The sequence below is a fragment of the Streptomyces sp. NPDC033174 genome (genome assembly GCF_055577795.1).
The window spans coordinates 612,694-639,231 of sequence record NZ_JBVIPQ010000003.1 but is presented as its reverse complement, the minus strand read 5'-3'; the positions used below and the strand labels follow the sequence as shown (position 1 = coordinate 639,231).

Genomic DNA, 26,538 nt, shown 5'->3' with positions numbered 1-26,538 from the left:
GACGGCCCGGCGATCCCGGGGAACCCGCCCGCCTCCGGGAGCGGCAGCGCAGGTGCTGGAGCGGCACGACGGCTCCCGGCACCCCTGCGATCAGGCGGGGCTCTCCTTGATGAACCGGCGCAGTTGGTCGGCGAGTGCGGTCGGGTTGTCGAGGGGCACCAGCGTTCCCGCGTCTGGAATCTCGATGTACCGCCCCTGCGGCAGCAGTTCGGCGAGCCGGCGGCCGGTCGACGCCGGCATCATCCGGTCCCGCGCACCCCAGGCCACCAGCGCCGGCCGGTCGAAACCGCGAAGCCGCTCGGCAGCCCGCACATAGGTGTCCTTCCGCGTGGAGCGAAGGAAGCGGGAAAGGTCGCGGCGGATCGCCCGGTCGGTGAGCAGCGGACGGTACCAGCGGCGGACCAGCTCGTACGGGATGCCGCGCGCGGTCATACCGCCCAGTGAACTGCCCATCGAGGCGAGGAAGGGCAGGCGGAAGGACTGGAGCAGGAGGAAGAGGCCTCCCGGGATCCGGCTCGCGGCCAGCAGGGTGCGGCCCTGGACGCCCGGAGGGTAGTTCTCGAGCGCCTCGCAGGAGGTCAGGACGAGCCGGGCAACGCGCTCGTCGCCCGCCGCCGCCAGCAGCTGCGCCGTGCCGGCGTCGTTCTGCACCAGGGTGACCCCGCGCAGGTCCAGTCGCTCCAGGAATTCGGCAACCAGGTCGGCCACTCCCTGGGCCGACAGATCCGCGTCGGGCCGCATGGGACGGCGGTGGCTGCCGAGCGGCAGGACGGGGATCACCACGCGGAAGTCGTCGCGCAGCTCCGCCAGGACCGCGTCCCAGACGGATTCGTCGAAGGCGAGCCCATGGAGGAGGACCACCGTTTCACGCGTACCGCTCTGCCCGGCGGAGCCCCCGTCCGCTCGGGTGTCGGCTTGTGTGTCGGTGAACTCGATGGTTCCCGCGTTCAGTTCGATCTCTGGCATGGCGTGACCCCCGGCTCTGGATAGACCGATCTAGTGAGAGACTACCCGGCATGAGGACCACGGGGGACACAAGACAGCGGATCGTGGCGGCGGCCACCGAGCTCTTTCGCCGACAGGGCTACGCGGCCACGGGAATGAAGCAGATCGTCGCGGCGGCCGGGGCGCCGTACGGCTCGGCGTACCACTTCTTTCCCGGCGGCAAGGCGCAGCTGGGCGAGGAGGTCGTCCGTACGTCCGGTGCGGCCTATCTGGATCTGATCGGCGCCCTGTTCGCCGACCCGTCGGCGGATCCGGTCGCCGCCACCGTCGCCGCTTTCGAGGGGGCCGCCGAGACGCTGCGGGCGCTGGACTTCACCGATCCGTGCCCGATCGCGACCGTGTCCCTGGAGGTCGCGAGTACGCACGAAGGGCTGCGCCGGGCCACGGCCGACGTCTTCTCCTCGTGGACGGCGGCGCTGGCCGCCTTCTACACCGCGGCCGGTATCGCCCCGAACACCGCGCGGGACACGGCGACTTCGGTGATCGCCCTGCTGGAGGGGGCGTTCATGCTGGCCCGCGCGGCGCACGACACGGGACCGGTCCTCGCCGCCGCCCGGGCCGCCGGCGCCATCGTCCGCGACGCCCTGCCGCCGGGCGCCCGCCGGACCCCTGCCGCCCGTTGAGTCAGCCCGCCGTGGCCCGGGGTGTGGTGAGGGCGTCGGGCAGTCCGGGAAGACGCCGGGGGCTGTGGGGCCACGTCCTGCCACTGACGCTCCGCCGCGTACGCCTCGTGGCGGTCGGCGGCGACGGCGGCGGGCGGCCGCCCCTCCCTCGACGCGGCCATCGCTTCCGGCCGCTGAACTCGGACGACAGCCAGGGCCGCCCTGCGCCGCGTGGCGGTCACTTCTCGAAAGTACGTCATGCGCTGCCGAACGATCTTCGCGGCTCACGATCACGCTGGGGAGCACGCCCCTGGCGGGCCCCGGCCCGGCCGTCGTCGAGTGCCCTTCCAACCCTTGCGCGTCGCCCCGGCCAAGACAAGGGATTCCCCTCTTCCTCCGTGAGTCACGTCTCTGACATCTTGCGTTCGCCCCCTACACATTCGGCCCCGGCGGCCCGACCGGCTGCCGGGACTCGGAGGACGCATTGATACGTCACAGATTCAACCGGTTCCGTGCCCCCGCGGTCGCCCTCGTCACCCTGGGCGCCACGCTGGCTCTCGGAACTCCCGCCCTGGCCGCCGCGAACGCACCGCAGGCACCCGCGGCGGCCTGGGCCGCGGGGACGCGCGCCCACCTCGTGATCACCGCACCCGCTGACACCGCCTCGGTGCGCGCGGCCGTGGCCGGCAACGGCGGTTCGGTCTTCGCCTCGTACGACGCGATCGGTGTCATCGTCGCGCACTCCGCCTCGGCCGGATTCGCCTCCGCCATGCGTGGCGTCCCCGGGGTGCAGCAGGTCGGCGCGACGCGTACCTCGGACGTCCCGGCGGACGCGTACAACCCGGCGCTGCCGACGAACCCGACCCAGTCGGCGACGACGCTGACCGAGAGCCTGCGCTGGGACATGACCCAGATCAAGGCCGACCAGGCCTGGGCCGTGACCACCGGCTCGTCGTCGGTCAAGGTCGGCGTGCTCGACACGGGCGTGGACGACCAGCACCAGGACATCGCCCCGAACTTCAACGCCGCGGACTCCGTGTCCTGCGCCTACGGCAAGGCGGACACCCGCGCCGGCGCCTGGCGGGACGTCGGCACGCACGGCACGCACGTCGCCGGCACGATCGCGGCCGCCAAGAACGGCAAGGGCGTCGTCGGTGTCGCGCCGGGAGTCAAGCTCTCCTCGGTCCGCATCGCCGAGCCGGGCAGCAGCCTGTTCTTCGCGGAGAACACGATCTGCGGCTTCATGTGGGCCGGTGACCACGGGTTCAAGGTCACCAACAACAGCTACTACACCGACCCGTGGCAGTTCAACTGCCCCGACAACGTCGACCAGGCCGCCATCATCGAGGGCGTCAGGCGCGCCCAGGAGTACGCCGAGAACCACGGTTCGCTCCAGGTCGCCGCCGCCGGAAACTCCAACCTCGACCTGGCGAACAAGACGGTCGACACGGAGAGCCCGAACGACTCCACACCGGTCACCCGCACGATCACCAACGCCTGCCTCGACATCCCGACCGAGCTGCCGGGAGTCGTGACCGTCGCCGCGATGGGCAAGGGCAATGTGAAGGCGTCGTACTCCAACTACGGCAACGGCGTCATCGACATCGCCGCCCCGGGCGGCGACGGCGCCTCCGGTGTCTACTCGACGCTGCCGGGCGGCAAGTACGGCAACATGAACGGTACGTCGATGGCCTCCCCGCACGTGACGGGTGTCGCCGCGCTGCTGGCGAGCGCCAACCCGACCGCCACCCCGGCCGATCTCCGCTCGAAGCTGGGCGTCCAGGCCACCGACACCGCCTGCCCCTCGGACAGCCGGTGCACGGGCACGACCTCCAAGAACGGCTTCTTCGGTGAGGGTCAGACCGACGCACTGAAGGCGGTCGGCGGGACGACTCCTCCCTCCGGCCCGTACTTCGAGACCACGACGGACGCCACGATCGCGGACAACGCGACCGTCGACAGCCCGCTCACCGTCTCCGGCGTGGCCGGCAACGCGCCGGCCACTCTCAAGGTGGGCGTGGACATCAAGCACACCTACCGCGGTGACCTGGTCGTCTCCCTGGTCGCCCCGGACGGCACGGTGTACCTCCTGGAGGACTTCGCCGACAACGACGGCACGGACAACGTGGCCAAGACCTACACGGTCAACGCGTCCGCCGAAGTCGCCAACGGCATCTGGAAGCTCCGCGTCCGCGACATCGCGTCGCAGGACACCGGCAGGATCGACGCCTGGAACCTGACCTTCTGACCGCCACCCCCCACACCGTTGCGCGTCCCGCACTCCGGGGCGCGCAACGGTGCTTTTTCGTCTCCGCACGGCGCGCGCGCCGAACGCCCGGGGCCGGCCGATCCCGCGGGGCAACCCATTCGGGGGACGCTGCGGCTAGGCGTCGTACGCAGGGGGGAGCTTCACCTCGATGAGGGCCTGCCCAGCGGGCCCGGTTGACCAGAACCGTGATCGTCGAGGCCGGGAGCCGCTGTGTCCGTGTCCACGTCCATGTCCTCCGTCCCACTGCGTCCGGTCCCGGGGCCGCGCGGTCTTCCTGTGCTCGGGAACCTGCACGCGTTCGGCAAGGACCCCCTGGCGTTTCTGACGCGTCTGCGCGACGACTTCGGTGACGCCGTGACCTGGTCCCTGGGCCCGAGGCGCAGCATGTTCCTCTCCCATCCCCAGCACATCGCCGAGTTCCTGGCGGCCCGCGAACGGACCTTCGACATCCTGGAGATCGGGTGGGCCTTCCGGCAGATCACCGGGAACAGCGTCATCCTCAGCAAGGGCGCCGACTGGCGACGCAAGCGGTCCCTGGTCCAGCCCACCGTCCGCCCGCGTCAGGTCCGCGCCTACGCGGCCACCATGGTCGACTGCGCGTCGACGGCCGCCCGCGGGTGGCGGGACGGCGAGCGGATCGAGGTGCACGAGCAGATGGCGCTCATCACCCAGCGGGTCGTCCTGCGGACGCTGTTCGGGAACGACCTGGGGGACCAGACGCGCGCGCTGGCTGACGCGATGGCGGTGGGCGGCCATGCCGTCGGCGCCGAACTGCGGGGCATCGGCCTCTTCCTGCCCGGCTGGGTGCGCACCCCCGAGCGCCTTCGCCTCCTGAGGGCAGTGGCCACGATCGACAGCGAGGTGCACCGGCTCATCGCCGGGCGGCAGGGCTCCGCCGCCGACGGCGAGGACCGCGACGACCTGTTGAGCAGGCTTCTCGCGGCACGCGACGAGGACGGGCGGCCCCTGACGGCCAGGGAGGTCCGCGACGAGGCGGTGACTCTGTGGGCCGCCGGCCACGAGACGACCTCGACCGCCCTGACGTGGACGTGGTACCTGCTGTCCGCGTCGCCCGGGGCGCGGGCGCGGCTCGACCTCGAACTGGACCGGGTCCTGGGCGGCCGGGCGCCGACCATCGACGACTACGACGACCTGGTCTGGACCCAACAGGTCGTCAAAGAGGCCATGAGGCTCTTCCCGCCCGCCTGGCTCATCGGGGCGTCGGCCCGGCAGGGCGCCACTCTCGCCGGCACCCCCGTCCCCGCCGGAACCATCGTCTGGTGCAGCCCGTTCACCACGCACCGCGACCCTCGCTGGTTCCCCTCGCCCGACGACTTCCGTCCGGAACGCTGGGACGCCGACGCGCCCGACGCCGTACCCGACCATGCCTGGTACCCCTTCGGCGGAGGCCAGCGGACCTGTCTGGGAGCCCGGTTCGCACAGGTGGAAGCCGCCCTGCTGCTCGCCACGCTCGCCCAGCGCGACCACCTCGACATCCCCGCCACGGCGACGGCCCCACGGGTCGGTCTGCTCCTGCAGCCCGCGACGCCCTTGGTGGCCACCGTGCGCAGACGGCCGTCGGTGCCTCGCTGAGCGGGCGGCGCTCGCGTGTCGCACCGTGCGCACCCTCCGCGCGTGATGCGCGGCTGACGGATGGGAGACGCAGGTCACATCCGTCCATGTCACAGGGCGTCGGGCTACCCCGTCTCAGGGGATGTAGGCACTGACGACCACGGAGGAGCACACCATGGACGCGCGACTGAACTACTTCGCCGGCCCGACCACGGGCGAGATCATCAAGCACTTCATGGCGGCGGGCAAGGCACTGAAGAACTCACCGCTGCCGGCCGCGACGCAGGAGCTGGTGGCGCTGCGCGTGAGCCAGATCAACGGCTGCGCCATCTGCATCGACATGCACACCAAGGACGCCGCCGCCGCCGGTGAGAGCTCGGTGCGACTGAACCTGGTGGCGGCGTGGCGGGAGGCCACGGTCTACACCGAGGCCGAGCGTGCCGCACTGGAGCTGGCGGAGCAGGGGACCCGGATCGCGGACGGGGCCGGCGGAGTCGGTGACGAGGTGTGGGCGCGTGCCGCCAAGCACTACGACGAGGAGCAGCTCACCGCCCTGGTGTCCCTGATCGCCATCATGAACGCCTTCAACCGGATGAACGTCATCACCCAGCAGCCGGCCGGTGACTACGAGCCCGGGCAGTTCCACTGAGCTCCACGAGCCGGGGACGGGGCACGGGCAACTGGCCCGTGCCCGGCTGCGGGCCAACGGACCCCGGGTTCGGAGGAGTTACTCTGACCTGCCGGTGGCCCGGCCGATCACAAGGAGCTTCCCGCGCCGGAGAGTACGGCCAGGTGGGAGGCCTTCAGGGGGAGGAGAGCCGGCGTGAGCAAGGTTGAGGACTTCGAGGAGCTGAGACCGCTGCTGTTCTCGATCGCCTACCGGATTCTGGGCAGCGTGAGTGAGGCCGAGGACGCGGTGCAGGAGACGTGGCTGCGCTTCGACGGCTCGGCGACCCGGCCCACGTCGACCAAGGCCTTTCTGTCGGCCACCGTCACACGGATCTCGATCGATGTGCTGCGTTCCGCGCGGGTGCGGCGGGAGGAGTACGTCGGGCCGTGGTTCCCCGAGCCGCTGCTGAGCGATCCTTACCAGGATCCGGCACGGGCCACGGAGTTGGCCGACTCGGTGTCGATGGCGGCGCTGCTGCTGCTCGAGCGGCTCAGCCCGCTGGAGCGGTCGGTGTTCGTGCTGAGGGAGGTGTTCGCCTTCGGGTTCGACGAGGTCGCCGCCTCGGTGGGGCGTTCGGAGGCGGCGTGCCGACAGCTGTTGGTGCGGGCTCGGCGGCACATGGAGGCCGGGCGGCCGCGGTTCGAGGCGGACCGTCAGGAGCGGCAGGAGCTGGCGAGGCGGTTCTTCGACGCACTGAAGGACGGCGATGTGGGCGGGCTGCGGAGTCTGTTGTCCGCCGACGTGCAACTGGCCGGTGACGGCGGCGGCAGGGCCCCGCAGCTGGCCAAGGCCGTCATGGGCGCGGACAACGTGGCCCGGGTGCTGGGCGCGGTCTTCCCCTGGCTGATCCGGATCGGCGTGACCCTCGAGCCGCACGAGGTCAACGGCCGGCCCGGCGCGATCTCCCGCGACCGGGACGGCAAGATCCTGCACACCATGGTTCTCGAGGTGCTCGACGGACAGATCCAGACCATCCGAGCGGTGAACAATCCCGACAAGCTCGGCCACCTCGGACCGGTCGCCGACGCCTGGGCGATCGATCGGGAGGTGAAGCGGGCGCGCCGGCAGCCGAACTGACCTCGGCTGTGGTGCGGGCCGGCTCGATCACCGGCACATCATGTCCCTGCGGGGGCCGCCCCCGGCCGGACCGCCGGGACATGGCCCGCACCGCATCCGTCGCCATCGACGCGGCCGTGGTGCCCGGAACGCCCGTACGACCGCCGCCCGTACGACAGCTCGCGGGGCGGGCGCGGTCACGCCACCACGGGGGACGAACCGAGCATCCGGGACAGCATGACCGTGCCCGCGACGACGGCGACCACGGCCGCGTGCGCGTGGTCCGCGAACGCCCGCCCCACGTCCTCGGTGACCGGCTCGCTGTCCCGTGGGGTCAGCCCGTCCGCGTGCTGGACGGCCGCGAGACGGTTCCAGGCCTCGGCGCCGCAAACGGGATCCCCGATGGACGCGTCCACGATCAGCAGTTCTCCGACGAGGTCCAACTGGCCGACCTCCAGCCAAATGGCCACCCACGCCGGCAGCCAGTCGCGGAGATAGTCCCGCATCGGATCCGGTACGGCCTCGGGCCTGGCGCCCCAGTCGGTCAGGTGGAAGACGGTGTGGGTGATGTCGTAGCCCGTGCTCCAGTCGATGGCCCAGGGCTCCGGCGTGGCCCCGACCCAGGTGCCCGCGACGAGCGCGGCCCAGTCCGGCTCGGGGCCGAGGCCCGCCACCCTGCGGGCGTTGGCCACCGCGAGTCTGCGATTGGGGATCAGGTCCACGGCGTGCGGGCCGTGCAGGGCGCTGTACGAGTCGAGCAGGTCGTCCAAGGGCCGGTGGCGGTATCCGGCCCGGGCGAAGTGGGCGTACATCTCGAGCGGATCGGTGAGCATCATGTAGCGCAGTTGCCGCTCGTACAGCAGGTTGCCGTCGTGCAGTTGGTGCCAGCAGAACTCGATCAGCGCGCGGGCCGCCTCGATGTCGCTCGATCCGGCGACGCCGTCGCGCAGGACCAGCGAGGCGGCGAGCGCGGTCTCGCCGAGCGGCTTGTAGGCGCTGTTGGGGTCCGCGAGGTCGACGGTGACGTCCGGCGGAAGGTTGCCGTGCCCCTGTTCGTGCAGGTTGTGCAACCAGTGCAGGGCGCGTGAGGACCACCGCTGGGCGGTCGCCAGAAGTGCGGTGTCGGTCATCGGTCTCCTTCGCCGGCAGCCGTGGGACCAGTTCCGGTGGGGCGGGCCTGGCCATGTACGGCGAGCACTACCGCCGCCCGCCGGTGGGTGGCCGTCCTGCGGGCGGCGCCGTGGGTGGGAGGCCGACCCGCGCCGCGAGCCGCCCGGTGGCCCCGGCGTCGTCCGCGAGGCGCGGGAACGCGCCGTACGCCTCGGTCACCAACCGCTCCATGCAGGGATCGATCGGCCCGGGGCGGAGGAGCCGCGGCGCGGAGGGATCGGGCCCGCGGGCAGCGGGGCTTCGCTGATGGGCGCCTCCCCCTCGGCCGGCTGAACGCTCGAAGACGCCTCTCCGGACGGAGACGCGAGAGGCTCCGCGGTCGGGGTCACCTGGGTGAGCATGGGATCTCCTCGCCGAGCGCGGCGCCGCGCGGACAGACTGCGGACAGACTGCGGACAGGCTTACGAATGCCGATGAATCGTTGCATTCGGAGCAGGCCGGTAGGCGCATCGACCTGTACGACGCGCCGGTCGACCCGCCGCGCGGGGGACGCGGCGGGTCGACCGGGAGAGGAGAGGACGGAAAAAGGGGCGCCGGCCGTGGCGTGGTGAGCCGGCCGGGGTCATGACTTGGCACCGGCGCAGGAAGGAGACGCCCGAGCGGGACACGGATCCGCGGGTCGTCGTCGTTGACTCGCGGGTCGTCGTCGTCGTTCGCACACACGAGCCCTGCCGGGCAGGGCGTCGAAGTCGCCGTCCGGTGCGTCGAGTTCGGTGCGGGCCGCTGCCCGCTATCCGCCGGACCTCAGAGCCGCCAGGCCCGCTCCCAGTTCCTCCCGGTTCATGACCGGCGCGTAGAGAACCTTGGCGCCGAGCTCCAGGAAGAACGGTTCGGAGATGGCCGGCATCCGCGACGTTTCCTCCAGATCGAAGAAGATGTACGCGGTACGGCAGCCCTCCTCGGTGGTGAAGTAGGCGGCCTCTGGGCGCATGGCCTCGAGGGCGGACTCCATCGTCTTCTGCAGCGTGCCGTTCCTGATGGCTTGGTTGGACGTCGGCGTGTCGAACTGGACCTTCATCAACATCCGCATTGGGTCACCCCTTCCCCACCGGGCGGGCACACCTCTTCCGGCACGCCGGAAACACCCGGCCGCCTCTCTCACCAGGGTCCCGCTGTTCCAGGGTGGCGGCAAGGCGTGGGCGCGGGGGCCGGAGCGCGCCGGGGCCGTCAGCCGCCGACGTGGATACCGGGACGGCGTTCCGGGTCGGGCTCCTGTTTCCGGATGATCTCTCGGGTGACGGGCGCCGTGTCGCCGCGGCCCAGCAGGAAGTAGCGGAACATGTGACGCAGGGGGCTGCCTTCCGCCCAGGCGAAGTAGCAGTGGGGCAGGACCCCGGTGGTGTTGCGCAGGGCGAGAAGGATCGCGGCGATGGCGTTCGGCGCCGCCGGGGCCTCGGCGCGCAGGATCCGGTGTCCGTCGACCTCGACACCGTGGACGACGAGGGTTTCGCTGAAGTCGGACGGGTCGACCACGTCGATTTCGAGGAACAGTACGTCGGCGGGCCCGGGCACCGGGTTGTTCCCGCGCTGTTCGCGCTCCTTGCCCGCGTACTCGGCGCCGTCACCGGCCTGGCGGCGGTTGGCGATGATGTTGATCGCGTTGTCGTGGGCGAGGGTGTCGGTGATGAAGCGGCGAACGGCCGGGTCGAAGACGATGCGGTCGGCGCGCAGTTCGGTGGTCCGCGCGACCCGGGAGATGAGGGAGACCACGATGATGCCCGCGATGAACATTCCGGAGATGGTCATGCCGTCGGGCTTGTCGACGACGTTGGCCACCAGGGCGTAGAGCAGGACCGCGGTGAGGACCGCGAACCCCGCCGTGGTCGCGCGCTGCCGTCGGCGCAGAGCCGAGATGGTGACGGCGAAGGCGCCGGACACCATCATGGCGAGGATCCCGGTGGCGTAGGCACCGGCCTGGGCGTTGACGTCGGCGTCGAAGGCGAAGGTGATGATCACGCACAGGGCGGTGTAGACCAGGACGACAGGGCGTACCGCTCGTCCCCATTCCGGCGCCATGCCGTAGTCGGGCAGGTAGCGGGGGACGATGTTGACGAGCCCTGCCATGGCCGAGGCGCCCGCGAACCAGAGAATCAGGATGGTGCTGATGTCGTAGGCGGTGCCGAACGCCTCCCCCACCTTCTCGTGAGCCAGCCAGGCGAGGGCCCGGCCGTTGGCCGCGCCGCCCGGCTCGAACTCCTTGTGGGGGATGAGAACGGTCGTGACGAAGCTGGCGGCCAGCAGATAGACGCTCATGATGGCCGCGGCGGAGGTCAGCAGTTTGCGGGTGTTGCGGATCCGGGCTCGCAGCCGCTCTTCGTCGTTCGCGCCGTCGGCGGCTATCAGGGGCATCATGCTCACCCCTGTCTCGAAACCCGACAAACCCAGCACCAGCAGGGGGAACGCCAGCAGGGCGGGCCCCGCCAGATCGCCGAGGCCTCCTCCGCCGTCGAGGAGCGAGCCCGTCCACGCCGACCAGGCACCCGGTGTGGTGATCACCTCCGTCACGCCGACGGCGATGGTCACCGCGTTGAGCAGCAGGAAGACCGCGACCAGAGGGATGGCGACGCTGACCGCTTCGCTGAACCCGAGCAGGAACACACCGCCGAGCACGAGCAGCAGGGCGATGGTGATGGCGACTTCGTGGCCGTGCAACGCGTGGGGGAAGTAGGGGTTCTCGACGACGTGCACCGAGGCGTCCGCCGCGGAGAGGGTGATCGTGATGATCCACGACGTGGCCACGAAACCGAGGAGGACGAGCACGAACAACTTGCCCCACCAGAAGGGCAGCAGGTCCGCCAGCATGGCCACCGACCCCGCGCCGTGCGGGCTCTCGCGGGCCACCCTCCGGTACATCGGCAGCATGCCCAGCAGGGTCAGCGCCACGATCAGCAGCGTCGCCAGCGGGGAGACCGCCCCCGCCGCGAGGGCGGCGATCGCGGGCACGTAGGCGAGGCTGGAGAAGTAGTCCACCCCCGTCAGGCACATCACCTTCCACCAGGCGTGCGGCTCGGTGTGCCCCCCGCCGGCGGCGGGCCCGACCGGCTGTACGCGGTGGCGCAGCAGCCAGCGCGCCAGGCTTCCGCTCGGCTGGTCCGGCATGGCCGGGCTCTCCACCACTTCCGGCACTGCCAGATCGCTCGTGTCCTTCATGTCCCCCATCAATCCTTCCGACTCCGCCCTGCGCACAAGCCCCGACAGTCATCACGCCGCACGGCACTCGTGCGGCACGGTGACTCAGTATCGGGGTGGCCCGTGGCGCCGCCTCATGCGGGGCGGGGACGGGCCATCCGCGCGCCCTGGGCTTGTGCCCCGAAGGTGGGCGTCCACCCGTCGGCCGGGCGTGCGAACGGGCGCCCGAGCGGTGGGCGCGGGCGCTGGAGCAGGGAAAATTCAAGGGCGATGGAGGGATGACCGGCACCGGCCTCCTGGAGACCGGTGACGCTGTCAGCTGCCGAGTCGCGTACGCAGCAGCTGCTTTCCGAGCTCGGCGCCCTTACGGCTGTCGGCCTGGGCTTTGCGGAACAGCTCCACGATCTCGGTGTCGTTGTCGCGCTCCGCGTCCTTGATGTACGTCTCCATCCGCAGCGCGTTGCTCAGGCACGCCTCGATGTACCAGATCAGGTTGTAGTGCTTGTCCTTCGTGCCCGTGATCCCGCCGGTCTCGCTGCTGCTCATGCGTGTGTTCCTTCCTCCGTGCTCGGACATGTCTGCGTACTGGAGGGCGGCGAACGAACGGCCCGCCGGCCGCCGGCTCCCGTTGCGGCCCCGGCGGCAAGCAGACCGTAACCACCGGCCCACGGCGTCGCGGGACCACCGCCAGCGAGGGGAGCGCGGTTCACACCAACGGCTGTACGACCCGCCCGGGGGGACGCTCGGCCCGGCCCGCAGCAGATGGGGCGGCCGGCGAGCGGATCCCGGAGCGGGCCCTGCCCCGCTCCCCGGGAACACGCGCGGACTACCGTGCTGCCATGGACACCGAAGCCACGACAACGTTTCCGCCCCACCCGCTCAGAGGCGTCCGGGCGCTGTTCGTCCGTCAGGCGGGGTGCCCTTCCGACTTCGCGGACGTCACCGTGGACTTCGAGCCCTGGGAGGAAGGGGTCTCGTTCGAGACCGCCGAAACGGCGGCCGTCAAGGGCTACTCCTCCGAGGAGCTGGCCGAGCTGCACGCGGCGGTGGAGACGGGAGTGCGTGAGGAGCTGGCCGAGCTCGGCGCTCGTACCACCCTCGCGGTGGCCGTCGTCCTGCGGAGCGTCCGTATCCACGAAGTGGACTCCCACCCGCGCGCGTTCCGCACGGCAGGACGCGTGGCGGTCCGCAACGCCGTTGCCAGGGTCGACGGTCCGCCATCCATGGCGGACCGAGTCCGGGCCGCGGGCGCGGCGAGTGCCCGCGGGGGCCGCGGCCCGGGAGTCGGGCAGGGCGTGGCCCCGTGACGGGTGGGAGCAATGAGCCTGCCGGGCGGCTACGGCGTACTGACCCGGAGGTTGTCGGGGACGGGCGGAACCAGGAGGTCCCGCCACTCGCCAGGAGGGGTGTCAGGAAGGTCGACATGTACGTTGGGCGACTTCGCCCGGGCCGTGACGGTCACGCCTACCTCCAGCAGCCCCGCTGCCTGCCCAACGCCGTACGACGGCACACCTGCACTCCAGGCCACGGCGCTCACGGGGTCGCGAAGAGGCGGCCGTAGCCGGTGATGTCATCGGCGGTGGTGCGGGTCGCGCGCAGAGCCGCCCAGAGGAGGGCCTGGTTGGCCGTGAGGACGGGGCGGCCCAGGGCGGCCTCGAGTCGGTCGATCACGCCGACGGCCCGGAACCCGTTGCCTCCGATGACGACCGCGTCGGCCTCGTCCGGGATGTGCGTGGACACCCAGTCGTACAACCCCTGTGGGGTGATGAGCTTCTGGTCGCTCGGGAGACCACAGGGGGCGGCGAAAGGGACGTCGAATCCGGCGTCCTCGTAGTACGCCCGCCCGAGGTCGTTGAGTGTGCTGTCGAACCACGGCGGGTCGACGAGACAGGGGCGGCCGACGCCCAGGGCGCGCAGCGCCTCGACCGTCGCCGCGCAGGTGGCGACCACCGGCAGGCCGCGGGCGCGGTCCGCGAGCCGGGCGAGCATCGACGTCTCACCGCGCGCGCCGATGACGTACGCGGAACTGGTGAACGCGTAGGCGATCGCGGCCACGGGCGCATCCGCGAGGCGCTCGGTGGCCTCGTCGACGTGCGGCGGCTCGGCGAACGCCCCCACGGGGCCGAGGGCGACCGTCGGGTCCATCACGCCGCCCTGCCGCATCGCGCTGAACGGCACCCGGGCGGCGTGCAGGCCGATGCCGGGCGGGGCCATCGCGCGCAGCTCAGACTCGGGGCCGACGTCGGCCTGGGGGGTGAGGATGCCCAGTCGGACACGTACGTCCCAACCGTCGGGTCGCCACATCGGTCTCGCTCCTCTCCGGCGGCAGGGGCCCCACCTCAGGGGCGGCCTTCGGTGCCGGGGTAGGCCCTGTCGTCGGGTGACGTGCCCTCGGACTCGGACGGCCGCGAGGGCTCCGCGGCCTTGTCGGAGTCGGGCGGGGACTTCCGCTCCTGCTTCCGGCGGGCCCGGCGCTTCTCCTCCTCGAGCTCCTTGCGGACTTCTTCGGGCTTCTCTCCGAGCTGGTTCACGACTGGCTCCGTCTCCTGGTCGCACGTCGCGGTCGCCGCCAGATTCACACAGCCCGTCCCCTCCCGCACTCCGGGCGGGGCGGTGCCCAGGGCCTGACGGTGCCGCTTGTCGATCTCGGCGAGAAGCAGGTTGGGATCGCACATCGTCGCGCAGGCCGCGCTCAGGCAATCTTTTCCAGGCACGGCCCTATGAACCGATAGGTCCCCTCGCTACCCTCCGCGCATGATTTCCACGGTTGTCTGGGGTACCGGCAACGTCGGCCGCTTGGCCATCCGTGCCGTAGAGGCCCATCCGGCGCTCGGACTCTCTTCCGTCATCGTCCACGACCCCGACAAGGTCGGACGCGACGCGGGCGCGCTCGGCGGGCTCGACCGTGACCTGGGCGTCGCGGCGACCGACGACATCGAGGCCGTGCTGGCCCGCGGCCCGCGCGCCGTGGTGTACGCGGCGTCCGGCGACGTCCGGCCCGACGAGGCCCTCACCGACATCACCCGCGCTATCCGGGCCGGAGCGGTGGTCGTCACGCCCTCGATGTACGCGCTCTACGACCACCGGAGCGCCCCGCCGGAGTTCCGGGAGCCGGTACTGGCCGCCATCGCGGAGGGCGGCGGCTCGCTGTTCGTCTCCGGCGTCGACCCCGGCTGGGGCAACGACGTACTGCCGTTGCTGATCAGCGGGCTGGGCTCCCGGGTGGACGCGATCCGCTGCCAGGAGATCTTCGACTACTCCACGTACGACCAGGAGGAGTCGGTTCGCGACCTGGTCGGCATGGGCCGGCCGATGGACTTCGAGCCGCTGATGCTCGCGCCGTCCGTGCCCACCATGGTGTGGGGCGGGCAGATACGTCTGATGGCCAGGGCCCTGGGCGTCGAACTCGACGAGATCCGGGAGACCATGGAGCGGCGCGCGCTCGACGCCACCGTGAGCACGCGGACGATGGGCGAGTTCCGGGCCGGAACCCAGGGAGCGGTGCGCTTCGAGGTGCAGGGGATCGTCGAGGGGGAACCCCGGCTCGTCATCGAGCACGTCACCCGCATCCACTCCTCCTGTGCCCCTGACTGGCCCGCGCCGCCCGACGGTGACGGGGCCCACCGTGTGATCGTCGAGGGCCGCCCGCGCATCGTGGTCACGGTCGAGGCCACCGACGAGGGCGAGAACCGCTCGGCCGGCGGCAACGCCACGGCCGTGGGCCGCCTGGTGGGTGCCGTGGACTGGCTCGTCGACGCGAAGCCCGGCCTCTATGACGCGCTGGATGTCCCGCTGCGGCCCGCAGTCGGCAAACTCGGAAGGAAGCAGCCATGAAGATCGACATCCCCGAGGGGGAGGACGCGATCCCGTACGTGTGGGGCGACATGGTGCCCGGCATCGGGATGGCCGCCGCGAACTTCTCGCTGGCGGTGTACGCCCATACGACCCTGGGGCTCCGTGAGTTCGAGGCGGCGAGGCTGCGGATCGCGCAGATCAACGGATGCACCTTCTGCCTCGACTGGCGGACCGAGCGGGACGGGGAGAAGGTCGAGGAGGAGTTCGCCGACGCGGTGACCGAGTGGCGCACCACGGACGCGTTCGACGACCGGACCCGGCTTGCGGCGGAGTACGCGGAACGGTACGCCCTGGACCACCATGGGCTCGACGACGAGTTCTGGGCCAGGATGACGGCGCACTACAGCCAGGTGCAGATCGTGGAGCTGAGTATGAGCATCGGTTCATGGCTGGCGTTCGGCCGGCTCAACCATGTGCTGGGCCTCGACACCGTGTGCGTACTGCCGGGGCGCTGAGGCGGTCCGGGGCCGCCGCCGGTGCGTTCGGCCGGCCCCGGGTGTCGGGCTCGCCCTGCGGGAGACGGGGTGGTCAGGTCTCCGCCTGGCGGGCCGTGCCGGCCCTCGCTAGAGGTCGGTGGCGATGATCTTCTCGATGTTGCGTTCGGCGAGTGCCGTGATGGTGACGAACGGGTTGACGCTGGTGTTGCCGGGGATCAGCGAGCCGTCGATGGCGTAGAGGCCCGGGTGGCCGTGGAGGCGGCCGTAGTTGTCGGTGGCCCTGCCGAGGACCGCGCCGCCGAGGGGGTGGTAGGTGAGGTGGTCGCCCCAGATCTTGTTGGTGCCGAAGAGGTCGGTCCGGTAGATCGTCCCTTCCTTGGCGTTGATCTTGTCGAAGATGGTCTTGGCCATGTCGATCGACGGCTGCTTCCACGCCGTCTGCCAGTTCAGGTCGATCCTGCCCGCGGCGGCGTTCCAGGAGAACGCGGCGCGGTGGGGGTTCTTGGTGATCGACAGATAGAACGAGGCGTAGGTCTCGATCCCGGTGGGCAGCGGTGCGACCTCGGCGAAGGCGCCGCCGGCGGCCCAGTTGTCGATGCCGCCGCAGGGGATGGAGGCCTGGACCTTGCCGGTCGGGTCCCACATGTGGTTGGCGCGGCCGCACATGACGTTGCCGTTGTCGCCCCAGCCCTGGCCGATCTCGTCGCTGAGCCGGGGCAGCGCGCCCGTGGCCTTGAGTCTCACCAGGAGTTTGCTGGTGCCGACGCTGCCGGCCGCGAAGAACACCCTGTCCGCGGTCACCGTCTTGGTGGCCGTGACACCGCCGGTGGTGTTGATCTGCTCGATGAGGACCGTGTAGCCGCCGCCGGACGCCGGGGAGACCGAAGTGACCTTGTGCAGGGGCGAGATGGTGACCCTGCCGGTGGCCCTCGCCTGAGCGAGGTAGGTCTTCTGCAGGGACTTCTTGCCGTAGTTGTTGCCGTACAGGATCTCGCCGTCGACCGCGGACTTCGGGACCGCTCCGGCCGCCTCCTGCTTCATGTAGTCCCAGTCGTACACGTCCGGTACGAAAACGAAAGGGAACCCCGAGCGCTGGGCGTGCTTGCGGCCGACGCGGGCGAACTGGTAGCAGTCCACGGTGTCGAACCACCCCGGGTCGATGAGGCCGACCCCCAGTCCGCTGTTGGCGCGCGGATAATAGGTGCTGTACATCTCGTCGGCGTTCACCGACGGGAGGATGGCGCCGAAGTTCTCCCGTCTCGGGGTGACGGCCATGCCGCCGTTCACCAGCGAGCCGCCGCCGACGCCGCGGCCCTGGTAGACGATGATGCCGCCCATCTCCTCGGCGTCGAGGATCCCGGTGTAGCGGGGGATGTCCTTGTCGATCGGGAAGCCGAGGAAGTTGCTGAGGGGCTGTTTGGTCCTGGTGCGGAGCCAGTAGGACCGCTGGTCCGGCTTGGTGGTGTTGGCGAAGATCTTGCCGTCCGCGCCCGGGGTGTCCCAGGCCATGCCCATCTCGATCATGTGCACGTCGACGCCGGCCTGCGCGAGACGCAGGGCGGCGACGGAACCGCCGTATCCGGTGCCGATGACGAGGGCGGGGACATGTGCCCCCGGGGTGATGGGGCCGGTCGCCGTGACGGCCCTGGCGTCGGCCGCGGTGGTGTGGCCCGCGAGAACGGCGGCGCCAATAATAGAACTTGTTCCTGTGATGAATCCACGACGTGAGACGCCCTTGGATTCGCGTTCTCTCCTGGGAGTTGCGTCCATGTGACCTTCCTCACTCTTGACGGAGTGAGAACTGGTTCTACTGTTGCTTGCTTGTTAAGTCACTAGATACCTCTAGGTAACTTGAGGCTGACGCCCACGGGTTCGCACCTACGGCACCTCGCGGCGCACGAGCGCCCGGGCGAAGGGCTCGCCCGTCCTGCGTGCGTACGTCATCCGCTCGCGCACCTCGTGCAGGGTGCGCGGCCGGTATCCCGGTCCGCCGCAGCAGCTCTTGTGGAATCGCACACCCGCGTTCAGCAGCACGGACAGGGTCCGCCAGGCGGCGGTGTCCCTGCGCCGGGGCGCGGCGAAGGCCGATCCCACATGGATGAGCGGCTTCGCGCAGCGGGGGCAGATCCGGTCGTGATCGCCGGCGTAGGGCTGCTTGTAGGAGGCACGGCACGGCAGGCAGACGTACGAGGTCTTGGCGGGAGGCATGTGGTCAGCGTAAGGATCGATGCGTCTGACCTCGACGGAATTTCCTCAGCGGCGTGGACCGCGGGCCGGTGAGGAGCGCGCGGCTCCCGGCGGTCTGGGGTCACGGCCGGCAAGGAGTCCCGGTGCGGGGCGGCGGTGTGTCAGGTGATCAGGGCCGGGGAGGTCGCGGACGCGACGGCCTTCCGTGGTGCGCCGCCGCCGTCCGCCGGGACCGACCACAGATCGGACCCGAAGTCGCCGGGGAGGGCGTAGAGGACGGTGTCGCCGGTCAGCCACAGGAGCTGGTCGTCCACGCTTCGCCGCTCGGCGAGCGGGGTCTCCCGGCCGGTGCGCAGGTCCAGGACGTGCAGGCGCCAGGGGGCTGCGAAGGAGGCCCCGGCGACGCGCTTCTTGAAGGCGACGCGCGTGCCGTCCGGGGACAGGGACGGGCACTCCACGTTGTCACGGAGGACGCGCAGGGTGCGCCGGGCCAGGTCGCCCTGGACGAGGTGGGTGCGGCCTCCCGTGGCAAGGGTCGCGTAGAAGCGGTTGTCGTCGGCGGCGAAGGTGACACCCCAGACGTTGTGGTCGGCCGCGTCGTGGCGGCGGCCGTCCTTGAGGACGGTGAAGCGTTCGAGGTCGGGGTGGAGCGTGCCGGTGCGCGTGTCGTAGAGGGCGGTGCGGGTGGAGAACGCGCCACCGGCGTACGTGTCCCCGCTGACGAAGACGGTCCAGGCGACCAGTCGTCCGCTGGGCGAGACCCGGGCCCGGGTGGGCGTCCCCGGCACCGGGAAGGCGCGCAGTGGCTGGAGCCGGGCGTCCAGCAGGGCGGCTTCGTGGCCGGGGACCACTCCCCCGGTGGCCCGCAGACAGATGGCCGTACCCGCGGCGGCGTGGAAGCGCAGACAGCGCTGGGGCGCGGACGTGCGGGGCGCCTGACCGGCGGGCGGGACCGCGGACGGTATCGAGGAGATGTGATCGCGCTGGGCGCCCCAGGCGAGATTGCGGAAGAGCAGGCGCCCGTGCTGGTGCAGTGTCACCGCGCCGGACCGCGCGACCGGATCGCCGGGCCTGGCCCGCTCGCCCTGGGCGGCCCGGTCCGCGGCCCGTCCGATGGCGACGGCGGCGACCGCGGCGAGCAGCGCGGCGGCGACGGCGAGAACGAGCAGCCTGGTGCGCGGGCTCGGGTCACGGGGGGTCATGGACGGCTCCGTCCGTGGAGGGCGGCGGCCACCGGCAGGGCGAGGGCCAGGGCGACGGCGGCAGCGGTCAGGGCGCCGTGGGGTCCGAGGTACATCCAGCCGGCGCCGAAGAGCAGCGAGCCCAGGAGGCGGGCGAGTGCTCCGGCCGTCTGCACCAGCCCCAGGCCGGTGGCCTTGAGCCGCGGGGGCAGTAGCGGGCCCGCGGCGGCCATCAGGACGCCGTCGGTCGCCGCGTAGAACGCGCCGAGGAGAACCAGTACGCACACGGTGACCGCCACTCCGCCGCCGCCGGGGACGAGCAGGGCTCCGTAAGCGGCGAGAAGTGCGCCGTGGCCTGCGAGGAAGACCCGGCCCCGGCCGATCCGGTCGGCCAGCCGGCCGAGCGGCACGGCCAGCAGCAGGAAGCCGGTGGCGGCTCCGACCGGCAGGAGCGGGAAGTACACGGCGGGCAGGTCCAGTCGGCGCTGGAGCAGCAGATAGAGGAACGAGTCGCTCACGGTCACCACGCCGAGGAGCGCGGCGATCAGGCACAGCCGGGGCAGCCCGGGGGTGCGGGCGAGGGTGCGCAGCGCGCCGGGGCGCCGCCGCTCCCGCGGGCGCTCGACCGGCTCGGCGCGGGGGTCGCGTACGAAGAGGACGAGCACCATGACGCCGAGTGCCGCGGCGCAGAAGCCGACCACGAACACGGCGTCGTAGCCGTCGTGCGCGGCCCACAGCACGGCGAAGGCGGCCAGCGGACCGAGGAGGGCCCCCGCGGTGTCCATCGCCCGGTGCACACCGAAGGCCCGGCCCTGTTCCCCGGGCGCGCAGGACAGCGAGATGAGCGCGTCGCGCGGCGCGGTCCGCAGCCCTTTGCCGGTGCGGTCGGCGGCGAGGACGGCGCCGATCGACCAGGGGGCCGTGGCCGCGAGCAGGGCCAGTTTGCATGCGGCGGACAGCGCGTAGCCGGCGACGGCGACGAGTTTGCGGCGCTGGGCGCGGTCGGCGAGATGGCCGCCGACCAGCCGGGAAAGGACGGTGGCGCCCTGGTAGAGGCCGTCGAGCGCGCCGAAGGCGAGCGGGGACATGCCGAGACCGACGACGAGGTAGAGCGGCAGGACGGCGGTGACCATCTCGGCGGAGACGTCCGTGAAGAGACTGACCGTGCCGAGCGCGAGGACATTGCCGGCGACCGCGCGACGGGTCCTGGTACGAGAGGCGCCGCGCGGCGGGCGTGGCCGGGTGCGGCGCACGCCCGCCGTGCTGTCGGCGGCCCGGCTTGCCGACAAGTACACGGACTCTCCCTTCCGTTGGCCGCGCGGGGCCGGTCAGAACCAGTTGATGGTGAGGGGGAAGGTGGTGCTTGCGGTGGCTGTGGTGGAGTCGGTGGCTGTGGCGGTGATCTGGAGGGTTCCGGTCTGCCAGGGCTTGCCGGTGATCTTTCCGGTGGTGCTGTCGATGGAGAGGCCGAAGGGGAGGCCGGTGGCGCTGTACTTCAGCGGGGCTTTTCCGCCGGTCGCGGTGAGCTGGATCGTGCAGCTCTGGTTGAACTTGCACGTCTGGCTGCCGGGGTTGGTCAAGCTCAGGTCACCGCCCGGCGGAGTGGTGCCGTCCCCGAACACCTCGCCGATGGGAGTGGCGCTCGCCGCGTTGCCCGCGTGGCCGGTGCCGAAGAGGTCCTCGAAGGTGCGCAGCAGGTTGTAGTGGTTGTACGCCGAGGTGTACTTGCCCTGCTTGACCTTGGCTCCGGAGAACACGGTCGCGATCTGGTTGGAGCCGAGGAAGTTGTCCTCGTCCCAGGTGAGGACGAGCAGGCTGTTGTTGGCCTTGGCCCACTGGGCGTAGGCGTCGAGGTTGTTCCTGGTCCAGGTGTCGCCGGTGCTGACCGAGCACGAGTGCATGTCGTTGCACTGGTTCGGGACGACGAACGACAGATGCGGCAGCTGGCCGAAGTCGCTCTTGGGGAACTGCGTCCACGTCTTGCCGGTGGTGAGGGGCACGTTCTTGAACGCGAACCAGGGGTTGTGCTTCTGCGCGTACTGTCCGTTGGTACAGGCGGTGGAACCCTCGCTCGGCAGGTCCTCGTTGTACGTGGCGAAGGTCTTGCCGGCGGCGATGAGTTCCTGTCCGAGGTTGGCCGCGCTCATCGACTGAGGGGTGTAGCAGCCGTCTCCGGTGATGCCCTGGGTGGCGCCGGAGAAGAGGTTGAAGTAGTTCGGCTGGCTGGGGTGGGTCAGCGCCTTCATACCGGTCAGGCTCGCGCCGGCGTTCGCCAGCTGGTTGATGTAGGGCGCGTTGGCGCTGCCGATGATCTCGCCGTACTGCTTGTTCTCGAAGACGACGACGACCACGTGGTCATAGGTGGGCAGCGCGAGGGGCGAGGGCGCCTGGGCGGCGGCCTGGGAGTCGGCCGCGCCCATGGTGGCGACCAGGCAGAGCGTGCTGAAGATGCCGGCGGCCATGGCCCGTCGGCGCCTGCCGCGACCGGCGCCCGCGGCAGGGCCCGAGGTGCGGCCACCGAGGCGGCCCCCGATGAGATCTCGCAGGCGGCTCCTGGTGTGCTCCGGCAGGCGGACCGGCATCCGGTCAGGCAGGGCTCTGAGTGTCATGCGTTGTTCCCTCCTTGTCATTCCTCGCGGCGGGCCGCGCCCGCCACGGTGATGTTCACGAGGCGCGGGACGAGCCGTCCGCCGCCGCGGAACTCCTCCGCCAGGGCGGTCCGTACGCTTGCCGGACGGTCGTGCGGCAGCAGCACCAGGGCGCTGCGTTCCGGCTGACGCCCGGGCCACCAGGCGGCCGTCGCCCCCGCGCACCGGGCGATGTCCGCCGCGCGCCGGATGTCGCCGGGGCCGGTCTGCGCGCCCCGGGTGACCAGCAGCATCAGCCGCGCGCCGTACTCGGCCGGGTCGAAGCGGATACGGCGTGGCGTGCCGTCGCCCACCACCAGCGCCTGGCCCGGGCGGGCGAAAAGGGCGGCCTGGCGCAGCGCTTCGTCGCCGGTGGGTGCGGCCGCCCGGGCGAGGGCGAGCAGCCGGCCGCGCGGCGGACGTGCCCTGGCGCGCCGGGTGTGCGAGGGGGCCGGCCCACCGCCCCCGGCGTGCAGGTCGGCGACCGCGAGTGCCACGGCGCACTCCAGCGGCTCCGCGCTCGACAGCCCGGCGGCGTCCGTCAGCGTGGAGTGGATGTGAAGGTCGATTCCGCCGCGTCCGTACCCGGTACGCGCCAGGGTGCGCAGCAGGGCGTAGGTGCGGGCGGCCCAGGCGGGGTGGGGCGGTGGAGGCCCGGTGAGCGGGAGTTCGCAGCTCTGTGCGGGGTGGGCGAGGGAGCTGAGGCGGACGAGACCGTCGTCGCGCGGCGCGGCGGCCGCGGCCACGGGCCAGTCGGCGGCGGCGACCAGATGCGGGGATCCGAGGTGGAAGGCGTGCGGGGCGCTCCACACCGTGGCCGGGGGGCGGTCGTGGGCCGACTCGAGTGCGTAGGCGACGAGCCGGAAGAGCGGGTCGGCGGTGTGGCGGCGGGCGATGTCCAACATGTGCTCACCCCTTTTCCGTGCCGAGGGGTGTCCGGCGGGCCAGCACGCGGTAGGCGTTGCCGCCGTCGGTGGCGCGGGCCACCGCCGAGCGCAGGGCGTCGAGGGCGGCCGCGACGCCCAGGCACGGAAGCGCCGCGGCGCGCACGGCGGCGCGGGCCGCGCGCCGGGGCAGCCCGGCGGTGCCGGGGCCCCAGGGGGCGTACGGATCGGGGGCGAGACGGTTGGCGGTGAGGACGACCGCGCCGGTGAAGTCGCAGGACTGGTGGGCGGCGCCGTGCTCCTCGGCCAGGACGGTGAAGCCGCGCTCGGTCAGCGCCTGCCGGAGGTTGCCGATCGGGATGAGGTGCTGGTGCTGGGGCTGGAACCAGGGCAGCCAGTGCGGCCCGAGGACATGGGCGAGGCGAGACGCGGGGTCGGGCAGCTCGATGAGCAGATGTCCGCCGGGCGGCAGCACCACGGCGGCCGCGTCGAGCTCGGCGAGCGGGTCCCGGGTGTGCTCCAGGTAGTGGTACATGCTGACGGTGTCGTAACGGTGGACCAGCCCGGCGGCGAGGTCGGGGAACTGGCCGTGGTGGGCGGTGTCGACCCAGCCGCGCGCCTCCGCCCCGCGCACGGCGGACGACATGTCCAGTCCGTCGAAGCGGGTGGCCGGCCAGACGTCGCGGGCGCTGTCGCAGAAGTGGCCGTGTCCGGTGCCCACGTCGAGCCAGTGGGCGGGTGTGCCGAAGGGTTCGAGCATGGTCGCGCGGGCGCGGTACGAGCGGCCCATGCCGCCGAACACCTGGGCGGCACCGTCGACGCCGAGGCCTTCGTAGAAGTCCCGGTAGTAGAAGTCGAGGCCGTCGAGGGAGAGGCGGGGGTTCTGGAAGATGTGCCCGCAGCCGCCGCACTGTTCGAGGGCGAAGCGGCCCGGCTTGCCCTGGAGCAGATCGGGGACACGGACGCGTACGGAGAGATCGGTGGAGCCGCACCAGGGGCAGTCACCTCGGCGCGGCTCGAAGAACCGCTCGGTGCCCTCCTTGAGTTCGGCCGCGTAGGACGGCCTGAGTGCTTCCAGTTCGGGTGACGGTCCGGTCCCGGCGGGGCGGGCGCTCAGAGCAGTGCGCAGCGCGGCGCCGGCAGAGTGGAGAGGGCGCGCCACGGCGGCGCGGGGCAGGTCGGCCGGGCGCAGCGGGCTCTTCGGTCCGCCGAGGACCAGGGCGGGCTGGAGGCAGTAGAGGGCGAGCGCCGCGGCGCCCCAGCGGCGGTCGACGGCGGCGGACCGCAGGAGCAGTGCGAGCCCGGCCAGTTGGGCGGCGGTCACGAGACCGGGGGGAAGTCCCCGGGCCCGGAGTTCCGCCGTCCGCGAGGTGGGCTCCGGGGCCGGGGCGGCCAGCCCGGGAGCGATGGCGAGGCCGGTCGCGTCGGGGGAGTACTCCTTCAGGCGCCGCAGCAGGGCGAGCAGTTCGGCCGCCTCCGGGGCGGAGGGCGCGCTCTTCACGCCGGCGCGGCGCAGGACGTCCTCGTCGACGAGGACGGCGTGGCCCGCGCCATGACCCGGGCTGGTACGGGCGAAGGGCGAGGCGGGGACGTCGAGGACGCGCAGCAGGCCCAGTGCGTGTTCGGTGTCGAGAGCGGCCGGGAGCAGGTCGAGGATCCGCAGGCCGGCGCGTTCGGCGTGGGCGACGGCGGCGCGCAGGGTGTCCTCGTCGACGTCGACTCCCCGGGCGCTGATCAGCTGCCATGGCCCCCGCGCCGGCTCGCTCTCGGGTGCGGCCGGCTCCAGTACGGGAAGGGCGGCCAGCCGGCGACGGGCGCGCACGGTGCCCGCGGTGAGGCCGGCCAGGCACACGACGGCGGTCCAGGGGACGCGCGTACGGTGACGGTGCTGTGTCATATCAGCTTCTCCAACCTGTCTGCCGCGGCCTCCGCGCCGCCGGCCGCGGCGAAGGATGCCTGGAGGCGGCGGGCGGCCTGGCGGTGGGCGGGGTCGTCCAGGACTGCGGTGAGGGCGTCCCGGAGGTCGGCCGCCCGGGGCCGTCCGAAGCGGACGCGGAGACCGGCTCCGGCCTCGGTGACCTGCTGGGCGACGATCGGCTGGTCGTCGCGGATCGGGGCGACGACCAGGGGCAGGCCGTGGGCGAGCGCCTCGCAGACGGTGTTGTGGCCGCCGTGACAGACCACGGCGTCGAGGTGGGGCAGCAGCCGCAGCTGCGGAACGTACTCCTGGAGCAGGACGTTGTCGGGGACGGCGCCGACGACGTCAGCGGGCGCGGCCAGAATCATCTGGACGTTCTCGGCGAGGTCCTCCGCGGCCCCGAGGACCGTCGCGTAGAAGCGGCTTCCCGCCTCGCGGTTGAGCGTGCCGAGGGAGACCAGGACCCGGCGTCGCAGCGGATCGAGGCGCCGCCAGGGGAACGATGCCCCGCTGGGACGGGTGCTCAGCGCGGGTCCGACGAAGGCGTGGTGCGCGGGGCGGCCGGGGCCGGCCGCGTCGGCGCCGACGAGTTCCGGAGTGGAGAAGATCAGGACCAGGCGGTCGGAGAAGCGCGGGTCCCGGCCGCCGGGCGCGCCACATGCGGTGAGCAGCCCGGCGATCCGCTCGTCCACCCACTCCCCCACGCGCGGGAAGCCGGCGAACGGCCGGGTGAATTCGGCGGTGGTCGTCGCTGAGGTCACCCAGGGCAGCCCGTGCCGCTCGGCGGCGACGGCCCCCGCCAGGGCCTGCTGGTCCACGATCAGCACATCGGGGGCGTAGGCGGCGATGGCCGCTTCGACGCCGGGCAGCATCGCGTGGGCGAGGGGGACGAGCGCCTCTTCCCACAGGAAGCGGAGGGCCGCGACACCGCGCAGATCGCGCCAGTGCGCGTGCAGCGCGGCATACCCTCCGAGTTCCTCCCCCGGCGAGTCTCCGGCGGGCAGGATGTGCGCGCCGTCGGGGAGCAGCCGGGGAAGGACTTCGGCGGGACCGGTCCAGGCGCACCGGTGGCCGCGTGCGGTGAGTTCGGCGGCGACGGCGATGGTGGGGTTGACGTGGCCGGCGAGCGGCGGGACGACGAACAGCGCCTTCATGCCCTCACCGCCTCGGGCCGGGGCCTGGCCGCGGCCTCCGCCAGCCGGTCCAGTACCGCTCGGCGCAGTTCCTCGGTGCCGCCCTTCAGTACGTCATGGCCGAGGCCGGGCAGGATGCGGACGGTGCAGTCCGGTGCGTGGCGGGCCAGTTCCCCGGCGCCTGGGACCAGTTCGGAGTGCTCGCCGCAGACGGCCAGTACGGGACAGTGGATCTGGGCGAAGTCAGCCGGGGTGAAGGGCCGGCTCGCCGCGATGTCCTCGATCAGGGTGGTGCGGTTGAGGAGCTCGTCGGCCGCCGCGGCCAGCCGGGCGGCTTTGCGCGCGCCGAGCGAGGCGAGTTCGCGCGGCACCTGGCTGCCCTCCAGGTCGAGGGCGGCGACGGAGAGGGTGTCGAGCATGTTGTCGATCCAGGGACCGTTCAGGGGCGCTTCGAGCAGGACGAGCCCGGCGACGAGGTCGGGGCGGGCCAGCGCGGTGTGCAGGGCGAGGGTGCCGCCGTAGCTGTTTCCGACGAGGTGGACGGGGCGTTCGTCGAGGCCGAGGGCGGCGAGCAGGGCGACGAGGTCCCGTACGGCGGTGTCGGTGTCGTAGCCGGTGGGCGGGCGCTCGGTGCGGCCGTGGCCGCGCAGGTCGTAGAGGACGACGTCGTGGCCGGCCTGGGCGACCGGGACGGCGAGCGTGGCGTAGAAGCTGGAGAGGTTGTCGACGACCATCCCGTGCAGGAAGACGGCGGTGGTGCCGGTCGTGGCGCCGGTGCCCGTGCCGGGGATCCGGTGGACGTGGAAGCGTACGGAGTTGGCGAGGATGTCGGCCATGGCGGGC

Annotated in this window: 25 protein-coding genes; 8 read left to right on the top strand and 17 right to left on the bottom strand. The window is 72.0% G+C overall.

Going from position 1 to position 26,538, the window contains the following annotated elements:
* Positions 1–90: 90 nt before the first annotated feature.
* Positions 91–966, bottom strand: coding sequence for an alpha/beta fold hydrolase (locus tag ACZ5VC_RS13020; protein WP_469120114.1), 876 nt, complete (start codon positions 964–966; stop codon positions 91–93).
* A 50-nt stretch (positions 967–1,016) separates the two neighbouring features.
* Here ACZ5VC_RS13020 and ACZ5VC_RS13015 point away from each other — a divergent pair, with 50 nt between their 5' ends.
* The 5 genes from ACZ5VC_RS13015 to ACZ5VC_RS12995 all read left to right on the top strand — a co-directional run bounded on the left by ACZ5VC_RS13015 (position 1,017) and on the right by ACZ5VC_RS12995 (position 7,195).
* Positions 1,017–1,628, top strand: coding sequence for a TetR/AcrR family transcriptional regulator (locus tag ACZ5VC_RS13015; protein ID WP_469120113.1), 612 nt, complete (start codon positions 1,017–1,019; stop codon positions 1,626–1,628).
* A gap of 463 nt (positions 1,629–2,091) precedes the next feature.
* Complete coding sequence (locus ACZ5VC_RS13010; protein WP_469120112.1) at positions 2,092–3,855, top strand: S8 family peptidase; 1,764 nt, start codon at positions 2,092–2,094, stop codon at positions 3,853–3,855.
* A gap of 249 nt (positions 3,856–4,104) precedes the next feature.
* Positions 4,105–5,469, top strand: coding sequence for a cytochrome P450 (locus ACZ5VC_RS13005; RefSeq protein ID WP_469120226.1), 1,365 nt, complete (start codon positions 4,105–4,107; stop codon positions 5,467–5,469).
* Positions 5,470–5,623: 154 nt separating this feature from the next.
* Positions 5,624–6,097 carry a carboxymuconolactone decarboxylase family protein gene (locus tag ACZ5VC_RS13000; protein ID WP_469120111.1) on the top strand — a complete coding sequence of 158 codons (474 nt, stop codon included), beginning with the start codon at positions 5,624–5,626 and terminating at the stop codon, positions 6,095–6,097.
* 174 nt (positions 6,098–6,271) lie between these two features.
* The gene (locus tag ACZ5VC_RS12995) at positions 6,272–7,195 is read left to right on the top strand and encodes an RNA polymerase sigma-70 factor (protein WP_469120110.1); all 924 of its coding nucleotides are present in this window, start codon (positions 6,272–6,274) and stop codon (positions 7,193–7,195) included.
* Positions 7,196–7,371: 176 nt separating this feature from the next.
* Here ACZ5VC_RS12995 and ACZ5VC_RS12990 read toward each other — a convergent pair whose 3' ends face one another.
* The 5 genes from ACZ5VC_RS12990 to ACZ5VC_RS12970 form a co-directional block, all read right to left on the bottom strand.
* A complete protein-coding gene (locus ACZ5VC_RS12990) occupies positions 7,372–8,304 on the bottom strand; it encodes a DUF6895 family protein (protein WP_469120109.1) in 933 nt (310 codons plus the stop codon).
* Positions 8,305–8,371: 67 nt separating this feature from the next.
* On the bottom strand, positions 8,372–8,515 hold the full coding sequence (locus tag ACZ5VC_RS12985; protein ID WP_469120108.1) for a hypothetical protein: 144 nt from the start codon (positions 8,513–8,515) through the stop codon (positions 8,372–8,374).
* Between the two features lie 559 nt (positions 8,516–9,074).
* Entirely contained in the window at positions 9,075–9,374 is a 300-nt protein-coding gene (locus ACZ5VC_RS12980) for a hypothetical protein (RefSeq protein ID WP_469120107.1), read from the bottom strand.
* A 137-nt stretch (positions 9,375–9,511) separates the two neighbouring features.
* Positions 9,512–11,494 carry an APC family permease gene (locus ACZ5VC_RS12975; protein ID WP_469120106.1) on the bottom strand — a complete coding sequence of 661 codons (1,983 nt, stop codon included), beginning with the start codon at positions 11,492–11,494 and terminating at the stop codon, positions 9,512–9,514.
* Between the two features lie 294 nt (positions 11,495–11,788).
* A complete protein-coding gene (locus ACZ5VC_RS12970) occupies positions 11,789–12,019 on the bottom strand; it encodes a hypothetical protein (protein WP_469120105.1) in 231 nt (76 codons plus the stop codon).
* A gap of 293 nt (positions 12,020–12,312) precedes the next feature.
* Between ACZ5VC_RS12970 and ACZ5VC_RS12965 the strand changes: the two genes are divergently transcribed.
* Positions 12,313–12,780 carry a hypothetical protein gene (locus ACZ5VC_RS12965; RefSeq protein ID WP_469120104.1) on the top strand — a complete coding sequence of 156 codons (468 nt, stop codon included), beginning with the start codon at positions 12,313–12,315 and terminating at the stop codon, positions 12,778–12,780.
* A 226-nt stretch (positions 12,781–13,006) separates the two neighbouring features.
* Here the strand turns inward: ACZ5VC_RS12965 and ACZ5VC_RS12960 are convergent, their stop codons facing one another.
* Together ACZ5VC_RS12960 and ACZ5VC_RS12955 are read right to left on the bottom strand one after the other, a co-directional pair.
* Positions 13,007–13,777 carry a maleate cis-trans isomerase family protein gene (locus ACZ5VC_RS12960; RefSeq protein ID WP_469120103.1) on the bottom strand — a complete coding sequence of 257 codons (771 nt, stop codon included), beginning with the start codon at positions 13,775–13,777 and terminating at the stop codon, positions 13,007–13,009.
* Positions 13,778–13,812: 35 nt separating this feature from the next.
* On the bottom strand, positions 13,813–14,187 hold the full coding sequence (locus ACZ5VC_RS12955; protein WP_469120102.1) for a hypothetical protein: 375 nt from the start codon (positions 14,185–14,187) through the stop codon (positions 13,813–13,815).
* A 40-nt stretch (positions 14,188–14,227) separates the two neighbouring features.
* Here ACZ5VC_RS12955 and ACZ5VC_RS12950 point away from each other — a divergent pair, with 40 nt between their 5' ends.
* Positions 14,228–15,307, top strand: coding sequence for an NAD(P)H-dependent amine dehydrogenase family protein (locus ACZ5VC_RS12950; protein WP_469120101.1), 1,080 nt, complete (start codon positions 14,228–14,230; stop codon positions 15,305–15,307).
* Positions 15,304–15,783 (top strand): carboxymuconolactone decarboxylase family protein, encoded by a 480-nt coding sequence (locus ACZ5VC_RS12945; RefSeq protein WP_468714209.1) that lies wholly within the window; start codon positions 15,304–15,306, stop codon positions 15,781–15,783. The genes ACZ5VC_RS12950 and ACZ5VC_RS12945 overlap by 4 nt, the downstream gene beginning before the upstream one ends.
* 108 nt (positions 15,784–15,891) lie before the next feature.
* On the opposite strand, the gene ACZ5VC_RS12940 is transcribed toward ACZ5VC_RS12945, so the two are convergent.
* From ACZ5VC_RS12940 to ACZ5VC_RS12900, 9 genes are all read right to left on the bottom strand, one after another.
* Positions 15,892–17,535: a GMC oxidoreductase gene (locus ACZ5VC_RS12940; RefSeq protein WP_469120100.1), complete on the bottom strand. Its 1,644-nt coding sequence runs from the start codon at positions 17,533–17,535 to the stop codon at positions 15,892–15,894.
* A gap of 108 nt (positions 17,536–17,643) precedes the next feature.
* Positions 17,644–17,973, bottom strand: a complete 330-nt coding sequence (locus ACZ5VC_RS12935) for a deoxyxylulose-5-phosphate synthase (protein WP_469120099.1) — start codon at positions 17,971–17,973, stop codon at positions 17,644–17,646.
* Positions 17,974–18,113: 140 nt separating this feature from the next.
* Positions 18,114–19,154: a TolB-like translocation protein gene (locus tag ACZ5VC_RS12930; protein WP_469120098.1), complete on the bottom strand. Its 1,041-nt coding sequence runs from the start codon at positions 19,152–19,154 to the stop codon at positions 18,114–18,116.
* Positions 19,151–20,428 carry an MFS transporter gene (locus tag ACZ5VC_RS12925; RefSeq protein WP_469120097.1) on the bottom strand — a complete coding sequence of 426 codons (1,278 nt, stop codon included), beginning with the start codon at positions 20,426–20,428 and terminating at the stop codon, positions 19,151–19,153. The genes ACZ5VC_RS12930 and ACZ5VC_RS12925 overlap by 4 nt, the downstream gene beginning before the upstream one ends.
* A gap of 33 nt (positions 20,429–20,461) precedes the next feature.
* Positions 20,462–21,742 (bottom strand): alkaline phosphatase family protein, encoded by a 1,281-nt coding sequence (locus ACZ5VC_RS12920; protein WP_469120096.1) that lies wholly within the window; start codon positions 21,740–21,742, stop codon positions 20,462–20,464.
* Between the two features lie 17 nt (positions 21,743–21,759).
* Positions 21,760–22,665 carry a galactokinase gene (locus ACZ5VC_RS12915; RefSeq protein WP_469120095.1) on the bottom strand — a complete coding sequence of 302 codons (906 nt, stop codon included), beginning with the start codon at positions 22,663–22,665 and terminating at the stop codon, positions 21,760–21,762.
* 4 nt (positions 22,666–22,669) lie between these two features.
* A complete protein-coding gene (locus ACZ5VC_RS12910; RefSeq protein ID WP_469120094.1) occupies positions 22,670–24,541 on the bottom strand; it encodes a methyltransferase domain-containing protein in 1,872 nt (623 codons plus the stop codon).
* Positions 24,538–25,716 carry a glycosyltransferase gene (locus ACZ5VC_RS12905; protein WP_469120093.1) on the bottom strand — a complete coding sequence of 393 codons (1,179 nt, stop codon included), beginning with the start codon at positions 25,714–25,716 and terminating at the stop codon, positions 24,538–24,540. The genes ACZ5VC_RS12910 and ACZ5VC_RS12905 overlap by 4 nt, the downstream gene beginning before the upstream one ends.
* Entirely contained in the window at positions 25,713–26,531 is an 819-nt protein-coding gene (locus ACZ5VC_RS12900; RefSeq protein ID WP_469120092.1) for an alpha/beta fold hydrolase, read from the bottom strand. The genes ACZ5VC_RS12905 and ACZ5VC_RS12900 overlap by 4 nt, the downstream gene beginning before the upstream one ends.
* Positions 26,532–26,538 lie beyond the last annotated feature (7 nt).